The organism is Pseudomarimonas salicorniae, assembly GCF_023156535.1.
Taxonomy (GTDB): domain Bacteria; phylum Pseudomonadota; class Gammaproteobacteria; order Xanthomonadales; family Xanthomonadaceae; genus Pseudomarimonas; species Pseudomarimonas salicorniae.
The window spans coordinates 432549-452001 of sequence record NZ_JALNMH010000002.1; the positions used below are offsets into that span (position 1 = coordinate 432549).

Sequence of the window (19453 nt, forward strand, 5' to 3'; positions counted from 1 at the left end):
CGGCCGCCGCGCGCGGCCCGCATTGGCTAGCATTCGGGGACACCCTGGGGAGGAACACCGGTGCTGGCCCTGCTGCGTCCGCTGATTGCGATCGACCTGCGCTCGCTCGCCCTGTTCCGGGTGGTGATCGCCTTCGCCGTGCTGCTCAATGTCGGCCTGTACTGGCCCGACGCCGTGGCCCTGTTCGCCGACGAGGGCGGCCTCTACCCGCGCAGCATGGCGATGGAGGTGCAGCGCGACTTCCGCTGGAGCCCGCTGCTGATGGCTGGGCACCCGGCCTTCCTGCATGCCTTCTTCGCCCTCAATGCCCTGGCCGGCCTTGCCCTGCTGCTGGGCTGGCGCACGCGGGCGGCGACGGTGCTCTGCTGGCTCTGCGCGCTGGCCCTGAAATATCGCGCAGCGCAGTTCGTCAGCCTCGCCGATACACAGCTGCCCATCCTTCTGTTCTGGGGCATGTTCCTGCCCCTCGCAGCGCGCTTCTCGATCGACGCCGCGCTGTGCCGGCCTGAGGAGCGGCGCCGCGACGTGGCCTCGGTGGCCAGCCTCGCGGTGCTGCTCAACGTCATGTACCTGTACTTCGTCGGCGCCCTCGAGAAGACCGGCAGCAGCTGGCAGCAGGATTCGCTGGCGGTCTACTACGCGGTGACCTCGGTCGAATCCACCTCGCCCCTGGCTGCCTGGCTGGCCGCCTACCCGGGCCTCGCCGGCGCATTGACCGAGTTCGTCTACGCGGTCGAACTGGGAGCGCCCCTGCTGCTGTTCCTGCCCTTCCTCACCCAGTGGGCGAGGCTTGTCGGCGTGCCCCTGCTGATGTCCCTGCACCTGGCCTTCGTGCTCTTCCTCAGCATCGGCATCTTCCCCTGGGTCAGCCTCTCCGGGCTCTGTCTTTTCCTGCCGCCCCTGCTCTGGGACCGGCTGCTGCGCCCCTGGCTGGATCGGCCGGCGCGTCGCGGCATCGTCATGTACTTCGATCGCGGCTGCGGATTCTGCGAGAAGACCTGCCGCATCTTCCGCGCCTTTGGCATGCATCCGGACACCCGCATCGAGGTCGCCCAGGACACGCCTGCAGTGGGCGCCGTGCTCGAGCGCGAGAACAGCTGGGTGGTGCGAGGCCATGATGGCGTGCAGCGCCTGCGCTGGGACGCGGTGGCCTATGTCTGGCGGCGCTCGCCGCTGCTGGCGCCGCTCGGCTGGCTGTTCGCCCTGCCCGGGCTGCGCCAGTTCGGCAACGGGCTGTATCGGCTGATCGCGGCACTGCGCCCGGCGCTGGCCCGGCTGAGCGCCACCGCGCTGGCCTGGCAGACGCCACCCGCGTTTGCGCCGGGCAGGACTGCCTCGCTGATGCTCGCCGTGCTGATCCCGCTCAGCGCCTGGTCCTGCCTTCAGTACCCACTGAAGGACAGCCTGCCGCGCATGCCGGCCTGGGCCCGCGCCCCGCTCGACCTGCTGGCGCTGGGCCAGCGCTGGAACATGTACGCGCCCAACGCCACCCGCAGCAGCCGCTGGGTGGTCGCCGAGGGCTGGGTCGCCGGCGGCGCGCCGGTCGACGTGCTCCAGCTGAGCCGTGAAGCCCCGTCCCATGATCGCCCCGCCGATGGCTACGCCCTGTACCGGACCTTCCGCTGGCGCAAGCTGTTCTCACGCATCGACTGGAATGAGCAGGGCCCGCGCCTTGGCGCCCTGCATTGCCGCAGCTGGAACGCCGCGCATCCCGACCTGCCCGTGCTCGGCATCCGCTACAGCGTCTACCGCCAGCGCACCGCGCCGCCGGGCAAGGCTCCCGGAGAGATCCGCAGGCTGAGGCAGTTCGAATACCTCTGCCACGACCCCGGCCGCGACGAGCTCGACGTCCTGCTCGACGAGCTGCGCTGAGCCGCCGGCGACTCCGCGCCGGATACCGCCTCGCTGGCAGGGAAGGCGCCGCCGGCAGCCAGGCCCGCTTCGCCTGCCCGACGGTCGGGCACCGGTAGAATGCGCCGGTTTGCCCCCCTGCCCCGGCCCGCCATGACCGCCTTTCTTGCCCGACTGATCGCCCACCCGCGCACCGAGCGCTTCATCCTCGTCCTGATCCTCCTCAACGCCGTGACCCTGGGCCTGGAGACCGATGCCTCGGTCATGGCCCGGCATGGCGACCTGCTGCACCTGGTCGACAAGCTGATCCTCGCCGTGTTCGTGCTCGAGCTGCTGGCCAAGATGTGGGTGCAGCGGCTGCGCTTCTTCCGCGATGCCTGGAACCTGTTCGACTTCTTCGTGGTGGGCATCGCGCTGGTGCCCAGCACCGGCCCGCTGACCGTGCTTCGCGCGCTGCGCGTGCTGCGCGTGCTGCGCCTGATCACCATCCTGCCCTCGCTGAAACGCGTGGTGGGCGCGCTGCTGGGGGCCCTGCCCGGGATGGGGTCGATCGTCCTGCTGCTGGGGCTGATCTTCTACGTCGGCGCGGTGATGGCGACCAAGCTGTTCGGCGGCGCGTTCCCGGAGTGGTTCGGCTCGATCGGCGCCTCGCTCTACACCCTGTTCCAGATCATGACCCTGGAGTCGTGGTCGATGGGCATCGTACGCCCGGTAATGGAGGTCTACCCCCTGGCCTGGCTGTACTTCGTGCCCTTCATCCTGGCCACCAGTTTCACCGCGCTCAATCTCTTCATCGGCGTGGTGGTCAACGCCATGCAGTCGGAGATCCAGGCCGACCGCGAAGCCGCGGTCGAGGCCGCGGTCGAGCGCGGCGAGGAACCCCTGGTGGCCGAGGTCCGGGCGCTGCGCGAGGAGGTGCTGTCGTTGCGCTCGGCACTCTCGACTGCGGCACGCGGCGACTGACAGCCGGCGGACCCGGCCGGCACCGTCTGTATGATCGCCGCTGATCCGCGAAGGAGCCAGGCATGAGCGAGACCCCCGAAAGCCCGCCACGACTGCAGCTGCCCAGGCTCACCACGCCGACCTGGGAGATCGAACTGCTGATCTCGGGCGCCCTGGTGTTCTCGCTGTTCTCGCTGCGCGAGCCGCTTGAGGTGTTCTTCCGCGAAACGCTGCCGGTGGTCACCGAAGCCGTGCAGCCCCTGGTCTGGTACACCTACCTTTACGGGAAGGTGGTGCTGTTCGCGCTCATGATCACCTTCGTCCTGCACCTCGCCGCGCGGGCGCGCTGGGTGGCCCTGGTCGGCGTGCACTCGATCTATCCGCAGGGTCCGCGTTGGGACAATCTCAGCGGCGGCCCGCTGGTTCGCAAGCTCACGCGCGAACGTACCCCACGGGTGGAGGACGCGATCGAGCAGGCCGATAACCGGGCAAGCATGATCTTCGGCTACGGCATCCTCGCCGCCCAGCTTGGTCTGGTGATCCTGGCGGTGTCGCTGGCGATGTTCGGGGTGGTGGCCGTGCTCCGCGCGCTCGGCGCACCCGAGGCGGCCGAACTGTGGCTCATGGGGAGCGTGGTCGCCGTGCTGATCCTGCCGATGCTGGTCGACAAATGGCTGCTTCCGCGCCTGCGCGAGGGCCACTGGATCTCACGCGTGTGCGAGTCAGCCATGAAGCTCTCGCTGGCGCTGACATTTGGCCGCGCGCAGCAACCACTGACCGCGCTCATCACGACCAACATCGGTGGTCGTCATGGCGCCTGGCTGCTGGTCGGCGTGCTCTATGCAGTGATCGGCCTTGCCGCACTGGACACCTTCGCCCGCATCGACCGCGAACAGCGCCTGCGCGGCGATGCGCTGGGCAAGACCAGCCGCGAGTTCGGCATCTATCCCGCCCACTACGCCGACCAGCGCGTCGGCATCTACGCCTTCAACAGCGCACCCTTCGTTGACTCCGAGATCGCCGAAGGCCCCTATCTGCGGCTGACCATCCCCTATTTCGCCAATCGTCACGACGAGTGGCTGGACAAGCACTGCCCCGAGCCAGAGGCTGCCACGAACCTTGACGAGGCCGGCGCTCGCGCCCGCCGCGAATCCCGCATGCAGCAACACCAGGCGCGCGTCGACTGTTTCGCCCACCAGTTCGACATCCGTCTGGATGGCAAACCGCTGCATGGCCTGAGCTTCCTGCGCCTGCAGCGCACCGACGACCTGCCCGACGGCATCACGACCCTGATCGACATTCGCGATCTGACCCATGGCCACCACACGCTGCGCCTCGAATCCATCGACCTGCGCAGCCGCGAAGACAATTCCACCGCGATGGAGGGGGGCGCGGAGAAGGGGGAAGAAGGCACGGAGGTCGCCGAGACCGACGACGGCCCCGCCCCGCACGTCATCGACTTCTGGCGCTGAGCCCGGCGTCATGGCGGGCGATTAGAAGACGCCCGGCGCGAGGAAGTGCAAACCCCCGAGGCGTCGCCTCCCCTTCGCCATGCGAGCTGACCATCCTCGCAAGCGAAGCTGGCCATCGTGAGCGGCCGCCTCACCTGCGGATAGCGGCCCGGGGTGAGCGTTCGTGTTTGCCTTGAGGAGCCCAGAGATCAGTTCATCGACTGCATGGGTGACCACGGATCCTTGCGCGGCTCACTACCCTTCTGGCCTGGAGTTCAACTCCAACAACCGATCACGCGGGCCGGGTCCGCGAAATCGCTTTGACATGGGCAGTGCAATGGCGACCCCGATTCCGTGAGCGTCGAAAGAGCTCTTCTCCGCGGCGCCCGGTTGAACGGCTGACAGATACGTGACAGTAGATCCATCCTTTCGGGGAACGCCCTGCTACATCTCACCCTGCACGCGGGGACAGAATGCTTGCGTCTGAATGGACTTCAGGGTTCCTGTGCGGTCCGCCAAACCGATAAAGGTCAGATTCGACCAGTCGTCGAAATCGTGCAGCCTGACCAGCGCACCACCGCACCGATCCTCCTCACCTGGATTCAGATCCATGATCAAGCCGAGGTCGAACCGATCGTCTCGATTCCAATCGACCGGCAGGGTGCCGCACACGCCTTCCAGCTCGTTCAGCGCCAACTCGTCAAGCATCAGCCGGGTACCGCGCGACATATCGTCCGAAGTGATATCCCCAAGTGCATCGCAATTGGCGTCCGTGCCCGTGAACTGAAATCGGTAGTTCATGAGCGAGTTGTAGTTCGGTTTCCGATTGCAATGCTCGAAACCTCCGTGGAGCAGACCCAGCATGTGCCCGATCTCATGCGCAAGGGTGCGGGTCACATTGCTTTCGGTGTTCAGGCAGTAGAGCGAGACGATCGCGTCGTCGCCAACGATCTCAGCAGCCCCGCTGCTTGCACTGCCACCGTCATAGCGGTGCGGCATCATCACGTAGCGAAAGTAGCCCAGCCTGCTGGGGGCGAAATTTGCTTGCTTTATCTCATGGAAAACCTTGTCCATGGAGCCCGGAAGGATGGCGTCGTAGCCGGTGATGCGGTTGCCTCCGGTGAGTAATCCACCTTGACCGGAGTCGATGATCACGTTGATGCCAGTGCTCCCGTCGGCGTTAAGCGTGGAGGCAGCAGCGAACATCGATACCAGGCGCTGGACCGAGGCAGCAGTCGGCCGCTGACTGTGCAGACCGCAGTCATACTCACTCACGAACCAGTCGATCTCGACCAGCAGATCACGACGCAGGGGATGCACGCCCAGCGCACGCAGATCGAGTCCGGTCTCGGTACCCAGGACTTCCTCGCCATCAGAAAGTCCATCGCCGTCAGTGTCTGGGTTCAGCGGGTCGGTGCCTGTCGAGGTGGCGCTGATGAACTGACCGTCATCTGTCTCGATGCAGTCGGAGAGCCCGTCACCATCGCTGTCCACCTCACAGGCCCGAAGGGCCTCAAACCCGGCATCCATGATCTTCGAAAGACGTACCTTAACCGTCTGAGTGCGGTCACCCAGCGCTCGCAGCCCAGACTGACGCGCCGTGAAAGCAGGAAGCTCGGGTTCAACCGCCGATTGGGCCGGATTCGTGAGCATGACCAGAGCGATGGCGCACGCGAGCGAGGCACGCAACGAATCGATGGTCTGGCAGTGCGGCTGGTCCGTGTACATGATGAAGTTCCGAGGACGGATTGTCAGTGGGTGGATTCGCGTTCAGCGGCCGCCATGCCGGGGCCGGAACACAGAAGGCGGCCCGTTCTTGCGTCTGGTTTGGGAGGCATTTGACGAGGTCTGCCTCTTGAGCGGCCAGTCACCGATCTGCGGATTGCACCCCGGTCTTGGGTCGCAGATCGCTTGACCGCCTTCGCTGCATCGCAAGCGCCCGGAGGCGACGATGCGGCGGGGCCGATACATGGGTATGTAGGGCGGCGAGGGCTCAGCCCCGCGGGCGCAGGACGGGACTGCGCCAGATGGTGTGGAGTAGTTGGCTACCTTGAACGGATCATCGCAACCTGGCGGGGAGCCGTCGGTGCGGCGGGACACACCGGTTGCCAAATCCTGCTGCTTCCCGTTGGCACTCCGGCCGCGATGCCCAATCAATCAGGAAGTGTTCGGTAGTGTCCCGACTTGTGTGCAAAAGCCTTCGCAGCTTCCCCATCAACCGGACGCTTCAAACGTGGAACTCCTGGCGTGGCGATCTCGCTCCTCGACTGGCGTCATGCCATCAAGTGCTTGGAGGGGGCGGTGTAAGTCGTAGTCGTTCAGGAACTCCCTGTCTGCTTCGCGGACGTCGTCCAGTTCGGCCACGAGGTACTGGTCCAGTACCTCGTCCTGGTTGAGCCGATTGAAGCGCTCGATTCGGTCGTTCTGGATCGGCTTGCCGGGCTGGATGCACTGGATCGCCATGCACTGCTGCTTTGGCCAGGAGGCGAAGGCCTCACTCGGGAACTCGGGGTCGTTGTCAGTGCGCAGGAGCAGCCTTAGGGAGACTCTGAACAAGCCGAGCGAAGCGGAGGCGCAGGCGGCGCAGCCGCCATTGCCGCGTAGCGGCTGATCCCTAGCCCCTCCGCCCTGCGCCCTGAGCCCTCAGCTGCCCAACCGCTCCGCATGCCAGGCCAGATGCTCAGGCAGGAAGCTGGCGATGAAGTAGTAGCTGTGGTCGTAGCCGGGCTGGCGGCGGAGGGTGAGGGGCTGGCCGGCGGCGGCGCATTCGGCCTCGAAGCGTTCGGGGGTCAGGGACACGCCGAGGAAATCGTCGTCCTCGCCCTGGTCGATCAGGATCTCGGCCAGCGGCGGGCGACCTTCGCGGGCGCGGGCGGCGACCAGCTTGCAGGCGTCATAGGCGGCCCAGTGGGCCTCGTTGCTGCCGAGGTAGGCAGTCAGCGCCTTGCGTCCCCAGGGCACCTCGCTGGGCGCCACGATCGGGGCGAAGGCCGAGGCGCAGGCGTAGCGGTCGGGATTGCGCAGGGCGACGACCAGGGCGCCGTGGCCGCCCATCGAATGGCCCATCACGCTGCGCCGCCCATCGAAGGGCAGCGCCTTCTCAACCAGGGCCGGCAGCTCGGCAACCACGTAGTCGTACATCCGGTAGTGGGTGTCCCAGGGCGCCTCGGTCGCGTTGACGTAGAAGCCGGCGCCCTGGCCGAGGTCGTAGTTCTCGTCATCGGCGACGCCCTCGCCGCGCGGGCTGGTGTCGGGCACGACCACCACCAGGCCCAGCTCGGCCGCCACGCGCTGCGCCCCGGCCTTGGTGATGAAGTTCTGCTCGCTGCAGGTCAGGCCAGACAGCCAGTAGACGATTGGACAGGGCCCCTTCTCGAGCTGCGGTGGCAGGTAAAGTCCGAACCGCATGTCGCAACCGAGCAGGGGCGAGCGGTGCTGCCAGACATCCTGCCAGCCGCCGAAACAGGCGTGATGCTCGATGCGGCTGACGCCATCCGGCGGCGTGATCGTATCCATGCGCGGGCTCCTAGAAGCCGATGACGGTGCGGATGCTCTTGCCTTCGTGCATCAGCTCGAAGGCCTCGTTGATGCGCTCGAGCGGCATGCGGTGGGTGATGTAGGGATCGAGGTCGATCTCGCCGCGCATCGCCTGCTCGACCATGCCCGGCAGCTGGGTGCGGCCCTTCACGCCACCGAAGGCACTGCCCCGCCAGACCCGCCCGGTCACCAGCTGGAAAGGCCGGGTGCGGATCTCCTGGCCGGCGCCGGCGACGCCGATGATGACGCTCTCGCCCCAGCCCTTGTGGCAGCACTCCAGCGCCGCGCGCATCACCTCGACGTTGCCGATGCACTCGAAACTGTAGTCGACGCCGCCATCGGTCATGTCGACGATCAGCTGCTGGATCGGGGTGTCGGCGTGGTCCCTCGGATTGACGCAGTCGGTGGCGCCCATCTGCCGCGCCAGCTCGAACTTGCCCGGATTGATGTCGATGGCGATGATCCGCGCGGCCTTGGCCATCACCGCGCCCTGGATCACCGCCAGGCCGATGCCGCCAAGGCCGAACACGGCCACCGTCGAACCGGGCGTGACCTTCGCCGTGTTCAGCACCGCGCCAATGCCGGTGGTGACACCACAGCCGAGCAGGCAGACCTTGTCCAGCGGCGCGGCCTTGTTGATCACCGCCAGCGAGATCTCGGGCACCACGGTGTACTCGGAGAAGGTGCTGGTACCCATGTAGTGGTGGATCATCCTGCCGCTCTTGCTGAAACGGCTGGTTGAGTCGGGCATCAGGCCCTTGCCCTGGGTGGCGCGCACCGCCTGGCAGAGGTTGGTCTTGCCACTCGTGCAGAACCTGCAGGTCCGGCACTCGGCGGTATACAGGGGAATCACGTGATCACCCGGCTTCACCGAAGTGACGCCGGCACCGACCTCCTCGACGATGCCGCCGCCTTCATGGCCGAGCACCGCGGGGAATAGCCCCTCGGGATCGTCGCCTGACAGGGTGAAGGCATCGGTGTGGCAGACACCGGTGGCGATGATTCGCACCAGCACCTCGCCGGCCCGCGGACCCTCGATGTCGATGTCCTCGATCTGCAGCGGTTTGCCTGCTTCCCAGGCGACGGCGGCACGGGTCTTCATGGGGGCTCCCTCGCGGCAACGTCCGGCATTGTCGCCCCTTGGAGCGGATAAGCAACCCGGGGGCGGAGCTGCCGGTTCAGAAGTGGGCGAAAGTATCCCTCAGCCGGTCAGCCCGGGCACGCGGCCGCTCTGCGCGCTCGGGCGTGATCGCCTGCCAGCGCCCATCCTGGCGCTCGCCGACATCAAAGACGAAGAAGTAATCGCCGTCAGCGCCCATCCGCAGGTCGGCGATGCGCAGCCGGTGCTCGGCCATGGCCACGCGCATGAAGCCATGGGTGAACCAGTGCATCTTCTGCCCCCCCGGAAGGATCATCGCCGCGCTGCGCGCGGCGGGCTCGGTATGCGTCCAGCGCCAGCGCACCTCGGGCGCCCCGGGTCGCAGCGAGACGAAGGCTTCGCCGTCACCCTGCGGCCCCACCGCCACCGCCCGCCACATCAGCGTGGTGAACGGCGCCGGTGAAACCATCAGCTGGGTGGCCCCGTGGCCGGCCTCGGCCAGAGCCACTTCGGCGCGCTCGGTCGCCAGCTGTTTGGCCCAGACGCTCCAGCCGACGTAGGCGGTGGAGAGAACGAGGCCGATCATCGCCGCGCTGCGCACCCGCCGCATGTCTTCGCCCCGACGCCAGACCAGCAGCACGGCGATCAGCAGCGGCAGCGTATAGAGGGGATCGATGATGAACAGGCTGCCCCACATGGTCGGCGGGTAGAAGGGCAGCGGCCAGAGCAGCTGGGTGCCATAGACGGTGAGGGCGTCGAGCAGCGGGTGGGTCAGCAGCACCAGGGACACCGCCAGGCACCAGCGCAGCCGGCCGACCGCCTGCAGCCCGCGGTCGATCTGCCAGCTGAGCAGGGCGAGCACCGGAGCCAGCACGCTCAGCACGATCAGCGAGTGGCTCCAGGCCCGGTGCTCGGTGAACTGGCGCAGCGGATCCAGACCGCTGAGCAAGAACGTGTCGAGGTCGGGCAGGGTCCCGAAGATCGCGCCATAGACCACGGCGCGTCTGGGAATGCGCGGCGCCACGGCAGCGGCCACGGCGGCGCCCAGCACGATTTGCGAGACCGAATCCATCGTCTGCGTTCCCGGGAAGATCGCTGCAGACTAGCGGCCGCGATGCGGAGGCGCCATGAAGGCGCCCCCGCGGCAGGGCTCAGGGGCGACGCCGGGCCAGCAGGTAGTAGCCGACGTCGCCATCGCTGCCGATCAGGCTGAGCGTCTCCACCCCGTCGACCCGGGCCAGCCAGCCCCGGCCGCGCTCCGGCGCGGCCGAGGAGTCGGGCACGCCGAGCGCGAAATCGACCAGACCAAGTTGGCCCTCATGGGTACGCAGCCTGCCGGCCAGGTTGCAGTCAGGGCCGTCCTCCAGGCGGTAGCGGATGCAGACCTCGCCGTTTGCCTTGACCGTCATCGTGCCTTCGACGATGAAGGACAGCGGCGGGGCGAGGTAGGGCACGGCGTACTCGCCGGCCAGCCGATTCAGGTCGACCGGCGCAACCAACGACACATTGGCCGGGGCGCCGAGCTCCCAGCGCTGGGCGAAGCGTCGGTCTTCGTCGGAGGGGAAGTGGATCCGCGGCGCCGGTGCGATCTCGCCCGTGCCCGGCACCGGGGAAAGCCGGTCCAACCCGGCATGGGCAGCCAACAAGCGCGCCTCGAACCGCCATCCTTCGCTCGAAGCCAGCTCACCAAGACTGACCTTGGCCCGCAGCTGGAACGAGGGCACCTGCCAGACCTGGGCGCCACGAAACAGCGTCCCGCCCCACAGGCGCCCTTCCCCGTCGACCATGCCCCAGGCCTCGTCAAAACCCGCGGTTTCATCGAGATAGGCGCCGCGGTAGAGGCCGGGTGGCAGGTCATTGGGCGGTGGCAGCGAGCAGGACAGCCCCTCGATCGGCGCAATCGGAACGATCGGCAGGCTGCCGTCGCTGAATCCCTCAACGGTGGTCGTCCAGGTCAGGCTACCGGCCGTGCATCTGTCGAAGCGCAGCGAGGCCTCGCCCCAGGCCGGCGTGACGAGGCGGGCCGGGTCGAACTCGCCAAAGCGCATGCCGCTGGGAGCAAATACGCTGCCGACGATCTCGCGCCCCTCGACCACGCCGTCGAGGTACAGAGTCAGCGGCTCGCCCTCATTGTCGTAGGCGTGCCAGATCACTGCGGCGCGGGTGCCGCCATCGACCAGGGAAATACTGAGGCCGTGACCGCTCTGGGAAGGATCGAACCAGGGACCGCTGATGCCGTCGGGCAGCGCCGCTGATGCCGCGGGCGTCAGCATCAGCGCGCTCAGCGCACTAAAGATGCGATACGAGTGATTCATCGCGCGCCCTCCATCCGGGTAGCGACGAGGGCAAGTCCGTTGCTCCCGTTCTCACCAACCAGGACCAGCCGTCGGCCGGAGTTCGAGTCATCGATCCAGCCCCGCCCGGCATAGGTCGGCAAGCGCGGATCGCCAACCTGCTGGAGGCGGAAGTCGAGCAGGCCCGCATCACCCTCCAGCGCCGAAACGTGTCCTCGATACTCGCAATCGGACCCGCTGCCCAGACAGGCCGCACCATCCGGGTCGATCCGCAGGGTGCGAGCGAACTCGACCAGCTGTCCACGCAGACGGTAGGCATAGGTGCCGGCAAGCAGGGTTGCATTCACGGGCTGCACAAGCTTGGCGACTGATTCGGGCGCCGTCCTCCAAACGAGCTCACCCAGTGGCGTCAGCGCGGGCGCGGGGAATCGTGCCTGGCTGCCGCTCGCGGTGACCGCCCAGCTTCCAATCGTTTCACTGCGGCCGCCGCGGAAGGATGACCAGTTCGGCTCCAGCAGCTGCAACCTTACCGAAATCGAGCCGCCGGCCGCCGGCGCGACTGGATTCGAGATGTAGGCCTTGGGCTGCACCGCGGAGACGAAGGTCGGCCCTGGCACATCGGACAGCCGGATGCCCTGACCCTCCAGCTCGCCGCTGTATCCCCATAGCCGCCCTTCCAGATCAACGATGCCGAGTGCCGCGGTCGGCACGCCGCTATGGCCGGGATCGATGCTGCCGAGGTAGAGCCCGGAAGGAATCGTGTTCGGCGGTGGCAGCACGCAGTCGAGGGTATCGATGCGGGCCAGCCGGTCGATCGGCATCTCGCCGTCGGCATAGTCAGGATCGATGGCGTCCCAGCTGAGCGTGGCGTGGTCGCAGTCATCGAAGCGGATCCGCACCGTGCCCCACTCGGGCAGTTCGATATCGTCCGGGTCGAACTCGCCAAAGCGCATGCCTCGCGGGGCATAGGCCGGGCCGACCAGGTCGCGACCTTCGACCACGGCGTCGACGTAGAGCGTAAGCGGCGCGCCGTCAGGGTCGTAGACGTGCCAGAGCACGACGCCGCGGCTGCCGCGGTCGGCAAGGCTCAGGGTCAGGCCGTGGCCGCTCTGTGCCGGGTTGTACCAGGGGCCGGCGATGCCTTCGGGCAAAGCGGCCTGTGCGCCGGCAGCGCATAGCGCCAGCGGCAGGAAGAGCCAGGGTTTCATGGTTGCACTCCGAAACGTCCCGGGTGTGTCCCCGGAATCCAAGGCATGTGTTCAGGACATGCCGTCCCCGTTGCCTCCTGTCCGGCGCCCTTCCCTGGGCGCTGTCCCTTGCTGCTCGACCAGGCTGCGCGTAGGCACGCAATGTTAATGACACGGGCCTCGTCGGGGAAGTTCCCTGTTTTGACGAAACGCTTCGTCGATCAGGGCGCAGGCAGCTCGGAGAGCCAGTCGCGCGGGCGCAGGTAGTCGTCGAGCCGGGCCTCGGGGCTGTCCGCCTCGGGCTGGTAGGCGTATTCGAAACGGACCCGCGGCGGCAGGCTCATCAGGATCGACTCCGTGCGTCCGCCGCTCTGCAGGCCGAACAGGGTGCCGCGGTCCCAGACCAGGTTGAACTCGACGTAGCGACCGCGTCGATACAGCTGGAACTCCCGCTCGCGCTCGCCGAAGGGCGTGCCGTGGCGGCGCTCGATCAGCGGCAGGTAGGCATCGAGGAAGCCGTTGCCGACCGCCTGCTGGTAGGCAAAGCAGCGATCGAAGCCCCACTCGTGGAGGTCGTCGAAGAACAGACCCCCCACGCCGCGGGTCTCGCCGCGGTGCTTGAGATGGAAGTACTCGTCGCAGTGCTGCTTGTAGCGCGGGTAGACCTCCTCGCCGAAGGGCTGGCTGAGATCGCGGGCAACCTCGTGCCAGTGGCGCACGTCCTCGTCGAACGGGTAGAACGGGGTCAGGTCGAAGCCGCCGCCGAACCACCAGGCCACTTCCTCGCCATCGCGCTGGGCCTGGAAGAAGCGCACGTTCATGTGCGTGGTCGGCAGGTAGGGATTGTGCGGATGCAGGACCAGCGACACGCCCATCGCCCGCCAGCCGGCGCCGGCGAGCTCCGGACGATGCGCCGAGGCGCTCGGCGGAAGCCGCGAGCCCGACACGTCGGAGAACCCGACCCCGGCCTGTTCGAAGACCCGGCCTGCCTTCAGCACGCGCGATCGGCCGCCGCCGCCCTCGGCGCGCTGCCAGGCGTCCTCCTCGAAGCGGCCGGCGCCATCGGCCTGCTCGAGCGCGCTGCAGATGCGGTCCTGCAGTCCGGTGAGGAAGTCGCGGACGGGGCCGGCGTGGGCAGCGGAGTCGGTCATCGTGGCGGTTCCAGGAGCGAGTTCGGGGAGGCGTGCAGCGCATCCCGGCCGCCGTGGGCGAGCAGGGCCAGCGCCTCCCGGCCGAGCGCCAGCCAGGCGAAGACACCTCCCTGCCAGCGTCGCTCGGCAGCGCAGGGCTTGGCGGCCACGCCCAGCCTGCGGGCGATCAGGATGCAGCGCGCAAGATGCCAGCGGTTGCTGATGATGACCAGCGTTTCACCCGCGGCGGTCCGCCGCGCCGCCTCGCGCAGGTTCTCCTCGGTGTCGCGCGCCTGGATGTCGAGATCCACCTGCGCCGAGCCGGGCAGGCCGAGGTCACGCAGGAATGCGTAGCCGGCATGGGCCTCGCTCTGCTCCCCCGCTCGCGCGGCAAAGCCCGAAAGCACGATCCGCCTATCGGGGCTCCACAGTCGCCGGGCGCGCCTCAGGCGGCGCACGTAGGTTTTCGGCACCTCGTCACCATGCAAGCGATAGCCCGGCACCAGCAGCACCTCGCCCTCGGCAAAGCAGGGCGCGCGACGCGCCACCGCATAGGCCGTACGCCAGGCGCGAAGGTAGAACCAGCCGCCGCTGACCAGGCAAAGCGCCAGGCCGCGGGCCAGCAGACGCAGCCGTTTTCCTGTCACCGATGCGGGGTCCTGCGTTGCCGGGGGGAGGGGGGCTACCTATACTCGCCGCCCCGTCCCGCCGTCCAGAAGCGCTGGAACTTGTCGCGATCCGCTGCCAACGCACCCCCTGCCGACGCATCCCCGATGCGCGCCGGCCGAAGCGGCGCGCTCGGCGGATGACGGTGTCGATGATCCCTCCCGCCCCCGGCGCAAGCTTGATCGATGTTCGCGCCAGCACCGAGCCGGCGCACAGCCTTCTCGCGGCCTTCTCCTTTGCTGACCCGGGGCGGCCGGAGGCCTGCCCGCTGCCCCGCCTGGCCGGCCCTGCCGACCCGGAGTGCTGGCATGCGACCCCGGCCGGTGCATTCCGGATCGAATCGGTCAGCGTCGGTGACAGCGAAGACATCGAGAGCGCTGCGCACCGGGCCTACACCCTCCTGCTGCAGCGTGTGCGCGGCAGCGCGCAGCCCTACCTGCTGCGGATCTGGAACTTCCTCGACGGCATCAACGAGGGCGAAGGGGACGCCGAGCGCTACCGGGCCTTCTGCGTGGGCCGTGCCGCCGCGGTGGATGCCAGCTTCCACGCCCCGCCGCCGGCGGCCACCGCGATCGGCCTGCCGACCGGACGCCCCAGCCTGCTGCAGGTCGTCGCCCTGTGCGGCGCCAACACCGGAATCGCGCTCGAGAATCCGCGGCAGACGCCCGCCTGGCGCTACCCCCGCGAGTATGGACCGGTGTCGCCGGGCTTTTCCCGCGGCGCCGTGCTGGGAAGCGGCGAGGGGTCGGTGCTGCTGGCTTCGGGCACCGCCAGCATCATCGGTCACATCTCCCGCCACCCGGGCGATGTCGAAACCCAGCTGGAAGAGAGCCTGCGCAACCTCGAGGCCCTGCTCGAGGAGGGCGAGCGGCGCAGCGGCTCACGCTTCCGGATGGGCGGCTGCGCCGCGCTTCGCGTCTACCTGCGGCATGCCGGCGATGCGCCGCGTCTGCTGCCGATCCTGCGGCGGACCTTCGGCATCAACGCCCCGGTGCGACTGCTGCACGGTGACATCTGCCGCCGTGAGTTGGACGTCGAACTCGAGGGCGTGTTCCCCGCACAGCAGGGCTAGCCCGGACAGCGGGCGTACTCGAAGCCGATACGGGTCTCGCCGCCGCGGCCATCCGGCCCGCTGATCTCGGCACGCAGCGACTCACCCTCCCGCCAGTAGCGGATGGTCTGCGGAAAATCGTGCTGCGGATTGCTGAAACGGGCCGACTGCTGACCGCTCTCGATCAGCCTGAACGCGGTCGGCGGCGAACCTCCCGGCTGGGCGAGCAGGTGCTGGACACCCTGCTGGCGCTCGATGCGCATGAACTCGAAGCCGGTCATCCGGTCGTCCTTGAGCGTCCGCGACAAGCCGAGCAGGGCGCCGCCGGCCGGCTGCGTCCATTGCTCCTCGATGCGCGTCTGGCCCTGCTCTCCGCACCAGTGGCCCGACAGCCAGTCCAGCGACACCGGCTCGGCAGCCAAGGCCGGGAATGCCAAGGTCCAGCACAACACGCCTGCAGTAATGCTTCTCATCTTGCCCCCCAAGGGTCCATGATCGCTCCGATACCCGCTGCGATGCGGCCGGGCCGTAGCTGCGAGCCAGACTATCGCCCAGAGGCCGCGCCGCCTTGAAGGAATGTGCAGGCCGAGCATGGGCGTCGACTACCGGGAGTGGCAGCCACCCGCCGCACTGCAGGATCGCCTGCGCTGCGCCTGGCGGCTGCGTGACGCGCGGCCCGACGGCGCGCCACAGGTGGTCTATCCGGACGGCTGCTGCGAGCTCATCGTTCACCTCGGTCGACCCATGCAGCGCTGGCAGGCAGGCCAGTGGCAGGATCAGGCCCAACGGTTGTTCGCGGCCCAGCAGCGCAGCGCCATCCGCCTGCGCGCGTGCGGCCCGCTCGACTGCATGGGCCTGCGCCTGCAGCCCTGGGCGGGTGCCCGGCTGGCCGGTGATGCCCTGCCCGGCCTGGTCGACCAGGTCGTCGATCTCAACCGGCTGCGGCCGGACGGCGGCGCAGAGTTCGCTGCCCTGATGGCCGAACTGCTCGAGGCAGAGGCCTCGGACCCGCGCTGGCAGCGCCTCGACGCCCTGCTTGGGCAAGCAGATGTCCCGCGCAGGCTCCGCCAGGCGGTGGAACGCCTGGTCGGGTCCGACGGCAGCCAGCGCATCGACGCCCTGGCGCTCGCCTGCGGCCTGCCCCTGCGCACCCTGCAGGCGCAGTTCCCGCGCTGGGTCGGCCTGTCGGCCAAGGAATTCGCCCGCGTCCTGAGACTGCAGGCGACGCTGCGCGCACTCGACGCCGGCGATCAGGCACTGGCCGAGCTGGCCCTGGCCAGTGGCTTCAGCGACCAGGCCCATGCCACCCGCGAGCTGCGTCGTCTGACCGGCCTGACGCCCGCCCGCCTGCTGCAGGCCCTGCGCGAGGACCGCGACCGCGACGGCACCGTCGCCATGGCCGCGGCCTTTATCCGCGGAGAAGGGTCAAGCCAGGCCGGCACCGCGGAATAGCGGCCTAGCAGCGCCTCACGATGGAACGTGGACAACTGCTGCGCTTCGTCGTGCTCAGCTACCGGGCCCCTGTTCGGCCTGCCCTGGTCATCCTTGGCCCATCGGTAGCGCCGTCAGACACGGAGAACCGGCGCCTTGCAAGCACCTGCTCCGGCCAGGAATGAGCGCTTCGCGACGTTAAGTTCGGGCGCAAAGCAGACATTCATAGGGTGCGGCTTGCCGCACCGGGCATACCGTCCGAACGCCCGTATCGGTGCGCCAAGGCGCACCCTATGGGGCTTCGCCGATGCCCAACGAGACCCGAATGTGGGAGTGCCCTTGGGCGCGACCGCGGAGATCCGCTCCGGCCGCGGTCTGTGGTGAATCCGTAGAGCTGCGGTCGCGCCCAAGGGCACTCCCACAATCTGACCGCGGCAAGGCCTGCTTTGCGGCGCAAACCGGACCTGGCAGCGACGTTGCGTGTAGGAGCCAGCTTGCTGGCGATCGTCCCATCCGTGGCGCCTATCGCCAGCAAGCTGGCTCCTACAGCGGGACCGGGGCGAATGCGAACTTCGCGCCCACAGCACGCATTGCCGGACGCTCACCTCCGGTCGTCTCCTGTCCTTCGCGCCATGCAGTGCCTGCGAGGAGCCAGTGTCCACGACCACCGTTGCAGGCGACGACGACTCCGGTTCGCGCGACCACGGCGAGCGGAATGTGCAGCCAAGCCGGCACCTCGCTTCCCGCCACCCAACCGACTGCTGACACAGCGCTGTCAGTAGCCCCGGCGCAGGCTGTCTCCTCCACCCCGAGAGGAGAGCCGACATGCAGCACGATGTGATCGAGCAGGTGAGTTTCCGCGCGCGCAGCGCACAGGCCGAGTCGCGGATGGCCGAGGCGGCCTGGGCCGCACAGCCGGCGATGGAGCGGTTGCCGGGATTTGTCTCGCGCCAGTTCGGCCGCGACCAGCAGGGCGAGTGGATCGACGTGGTGCGCTGGCAGTCGATGGCCCACGCCCAGCAGGCTGCCGAGCTGGCCGGCCGCGATCCGGACATCGCCCACTTCTTCGGACAGATCGACATGGAGTCGGTGCGGATGCGCCACTTCGCCGCGCCGCCGCCGGCGGCGCTGTGGAGCACCCAGCCTCCGGTGCGGCAGGCCTGCCCGACCCTGCTGCTTGCGGACTTCCGCGCCGTGCGGCAGTTCTACGAGCGCCACTTCAACGCCCGCGCGCTGTTCGACGACCCGCGCTACCTGGTGCTGCAGCTCGGCGGCCCGCTGGCCCCCGAGCTGCACCTGATGCAGCCCGAGCCCCGCAGCCGGCCGTTCGCCGGCGGCGGCATCCTGCTCAACCTGCAGTGCGACGAGGTCGATGCGCTGCACGCCCGGCTGGCGACCGCCCAGGTGCCGATGGCCATGCCGCTGGAAGACCACCCCTGGGGCGACCGCGGCTTCTCCTGCATCGACCCGGCCGGTCTCGAGCTGTACTGCTACAGTCCGCGGCCGATGGCCGAGAGTTTCCTCGGCGGCCTGCGCGAGCCCTGGCGGATCGGCCAGCCGGCCCGCGAGGAGACGGAGGACCTGGAACCCGCATGAGCCGACGCGCCGATCGCCTCTTCCGCCTGGTCAGGCAGCTGCAAATCCATGGTCGGCGCACCGCCAGCGACCTGGCGGCGGCGGAAGAGGTCTCGGTGCGCACGGTGTATCGCGACCTGGAGGCGCTGTCCGCCTCGGGCGTGCCGGTGCAGGGCACGCCCGGCGAGGGCTATCGGCTGAGCCCCGGCTGGAAGATGCCGGCGCTGCGCTTCGACATCGAAGAGATCGAGGCCCTGATGCTGGGGCTCTCGATCAGTGCCGCCTGGGGCGATGCCGAACTGGCCCGCTCGGCGCGCGCCGCCCGCGACCGGATCCTCGAGGCGCTGCCGCAGGCCCTGGCCCGCGGCGCCCGGGGCCTCGCCCTGCACGTGCCGGATTTCCATATCGAGCCCGCCACCCGGCGCTGGCTGGGGCCCCTGCGCCGTGCCCTGCGCGAGCGTCGCGGCCTGTGCCTGGACTACGCCGACGCCGAGGGCCGCTGCAGCTCGAGGCGGGTCGATCCGCTGGGCCTGTTTTTCTGGGGTGACCGCTGGACCCTGGTCGCCTGGTGCCATCTGCGCGGCGACTTTCGCCACTTCCGGGTCGACCGCATCGCCACCCTCGAGAGCGGCGAGGGCCAGCCGGAATGGCCACCGGGCCGCCGGCTGGAGGACTACCTGCAGCGGGTCAGGGACTGCTAGCCGGCCTTCGATGCGCTCACGCAGCGTGAAAACAGCCCCGCAGCCGCCAGCCAGCCGATGACGAAGGCTCCGGCCTGCCAGGGCGCCGGCATTCCCGCCGCCGAGGCCAGACCGAGGACCAGGGCGTGGACGCAGCCCGCCGTCGCCATCAGCACCGCCAGGCGCCCGGCATGTCGACCGACCGCCAGCGCAACCGAGGCGACCGCGGCGACCAGAACGGGAAAGGCGATATCGACCGCGCCCCCCACCAGGCCGACGGCCAGCGTGGCCCAGACGGTGAGGAAGCCGGTCAGGATCGCAAGGCCCGATGCGGCTCGCCAGGCGATCCGCCGCGGACCGCGCAGCGCGGCCTCCCAGGCCAGACAGACCGCGCTCAGCAGCGCGCCCATCACCAGGAAGTCGGAGAGGCTCCAGTCCACCTCGTCGGTGAAGCGCATCGCCAGGGCAGGCAAAGCGAGCACGGCGGCCGCCAGCGGCCAGTGCAGCCACTGCCGGAGCGGACGACGCGGCGAAGGGTCTACGGACGCGGTGGGCATGC

The 19453-nt window shown here is 68.7% G+C and carries 18 protein-coding genes; 7 read left to right on the forward strand and 11 right to left on the reverse strand.

Going from position 1 to position 19453, the window contains the following annotated elements:
• Positions 1 to 60: 60 nt before the first annotated feature.
• From M0G41_RS04285 to M0G41_RS04295, 3 genes are all read left to right on the forward strand, one after another.
• Positions 61 to 1872, forward strand: a complete 1812-nt coding sequence (locus tag M0G41_RS04285) for an HTTM domain-containing protein (RefSeq protein ID WP_248205475.1) — start codon at positions 61 to 63, stop codon at positions 1870 to 1872.
• A gap of 99 nt (positions 1873 to 1971) precedes the next feature.
• Complete coding sequence (locus M0G41_RS04290; protein WP_248205476.1) at positions 1972 to 2814, forward strand: ion transporter; 843 nt, start codon at positions 1972 to 1974, stop codon at positions 2812 to 2814.
• Positions 2815 to 2876: 62 nt separating this feature from the next.
• The gene (locus M0G41_RS04295) at positions 2877 to 4265 is read left to right on the forward strand and encodes a hypothetical protein (protein ID WP_248205479.1); all 1389 of its coding nucleotides are present in this window, start codon (positions 2877 to 2879) and stop codon (positions 4263 to 4265) included.
• A 423-nt stretch (positions 4266 to 4688) separates the two neighbouring features.
• Here M0G41_RS04295 and M0G41_RS04300 read toward each other — a convergent pair whose 3' ends face one another.
• From M0G41_RS04300 to M0G41_RS04340, 9 genes are all read right to left on the reverse strand, one after another.
• Positions 4689 to 5972: a zinc metalloprotease gene (locus tag M0G41_RS04300; RefSeq protein ID WP_248205482.1), complete on the reverse strand. Its 1284-nt coding sequence runs from the start codon at positions 5970 to 5972 to the stop codon at positions 4689 to 4691.
• Positions 5973 to 6458: 486 nt separating this feature from the next.
• A complete protein-coding gene (locus M0G41_RS04305) occupies positions 6459 to 6707 on the reverse strand; it encodes a transposase (RefSeq protein WP_248205485.1) in 249 nt (82 codons plus the stop codon).
• Between the two features lie 180 nt (positions 6708 to 6887).
• The gene (gene fghA / locus M0G41_RS04310) at positions 6888 to 7760 is read right to left on the reverse strand and encodes an S-formylglutathione hydrolase (RefSeq protein ID WP_248205488.1); all 873 of its coding nucleotides are present in this window, start codon (positions 7758 to 7760) and stop codon (positions 6888 to 6890) included.
• 10 nt (positions 7761 to 7770) lie between these two features.
• Complete coding sequence (locus M0G41_RS04315) at positions 7771 to 8883, reverse strand: S-(hydroxymethyl)glutathione dehydrogenase/class III alcohol dehydrogenase (protein WP_248205491.1); 1113 nt, start codon at positions 8881 to 8883, stop codon at positions 7771 to 7773.
• A gap of 76 nt (positions 8884 to 8959) precedes the next feature.
• Positions 8960 to 9952: a metal-dependent hydrolase gene (locus M0G41_RS04320; protein WP_248205496.1), complete on the reverse strand. Its 993-nt coding sequence runs from the start codon at positions 9950 to 9952 to the stop codon at positions 8960 to 8962.
• 79 nt (positions 9953 to 10031) lie between these two features.
• Positions 10032 to 11195, reverse strand: a complete 1164-nt coding sequence (locus M0G41_RS04325) for a hypothetical protein (RefSeq protein WP_248205499.1) — start codon at positions 11193 to 11195, stop codon at positions 10032 to 10034.
• Positions 11192 to 12382 (reverse strand): hypothetical protein, encoded by a 1191-nt coding sequence (locus M0G41_RS04330; RefSeq protein ID WP_248205502.1) that lies wholly within the window; start codon positions 12380 to 12382, stop codon positions 11192 to 11194. Before M0G41_RS04330 ends, M0G41_RS04325 begins: the two co-directional genes overlap by 4 nt.
• A gap of 200 nt (positions 12383 to 12582) precedes the next feature.
• Positions 12583 to 13512 carry an oxygen-dependent coproporphyrinogen oxidase gene (gene hemF / locus M0G41_RS04335; protein WP_248205505.1) on the reverse strand — a complete coding sequence of 310 codons (930 nt, stop codon included), beginning with the start codon at positions 13510 to 13512 and terminating at the stop codon, positions 12583 to 12585.
• A complete protein-coding gene (locus M0G41_RS04340) occupies positions 13509 to 14138 on the reverse strand; it encodes a YdcF family protein (RefSeq protein WP_248205508.1) in 630 nt (209 codons plus the stop codon). Before M0G41_RS04340 ends, hemF begins: the two co-directional genes overlap by 4 nt.
• 197 nt (positions 14139 to 14335) lie before the next feature.
• Here M0G41_RS04340 and M0G41_RS04345 point away from each other — a divergent pair, with 197 nt between their 5' ends.
• On the forward strand, positions 14336 to 15229 hold the full coding sequence (locus M0G41_RS04345) for a chorismate transformation FkbO/Hyg5 family protein (protein ID WP_248205510.1): 894 nt from the start codon (positions 14336 to 14338) through the stop codon (positions 15227 to 15229).
• Here M0G41_RS04345 and M0G41_RS04350 read toward each other — a convergent pair.
• Positions 15226 to 15681, reverse strand: coding sequence for a DUF6265 family protein (locus tag M0G41_RS04350; protein WP_248205513.1), 456 nt, complete (start codon positions 15679 to 15681; stop codon positions 15226 to 15228). The genes M0G41_RS04345 and M0G41_RS04350 overlap by 4 nt on opposite strands.
• A gap of 118 nt (positions 15682 to 15799) precedes the next feature.
• Between M0G41_RS04350 and M0G41_RS04355 the strand changes: the two genes are divergently transcribed.
• The 3 genes from M0G41_RS04355 (at position 15800) to M0G41_RS04365 (ending at position 18915) form a co-directional block, all read left to right on the forward strand.
• Entirely contained in the window at positions 15800 to 16660 is an 861-nt protein-coding gene (locus tag M0G41_RS04355; protein WP_248205517.1) for a helix-turn-helix domain-containing protein, read from the forward strand.
• 804 nt (positions 16661 to 17464) lie between these two features.
• Positions 17465 to 18235: a VOC family protein gene (locus M0G41_RS04360; protein WP_248205519.1), complete on the forward strand. Its 771-nt coding sequence runs from the start codon at positions 17465 to 17467 to the stop codon at positions 18233 to 18235.
• A complete protein-coding gene (locus M0G41_RS04365) occupies positions 18232 to 18915 on the forward strand; it encodes a helix-turn-helix transcriptional regulator (RefSeq protein WP_248205522.1) in 684 nt (227 codons plus the stop codon). The genes M0G41_RS04360 and M0G41_RS04365 overlap by 4 nt, the downstream gene beginning before the upstream one ends.
• Here M0G41_RS04365 and M0G41_RS04370 read toward each other — a convergent pair.
• The gene (locus M0G41_RS04370) at positions 18912 to 19451 is read right to left on the reverse strand and encodes a hypothetical protein (protein WP_248205526.1); all 540 of its coding nucleotides are present in this window, start codon (positions 19449 to 19451) and stop codon (positions 18912 to 18914) included. The genes M0G41_RS04365 and M0G41_RS04370 overlap by 4 nt on opposite strands.
• Positions 19452 to 19453: the final 2 nt, after the last annotated feature.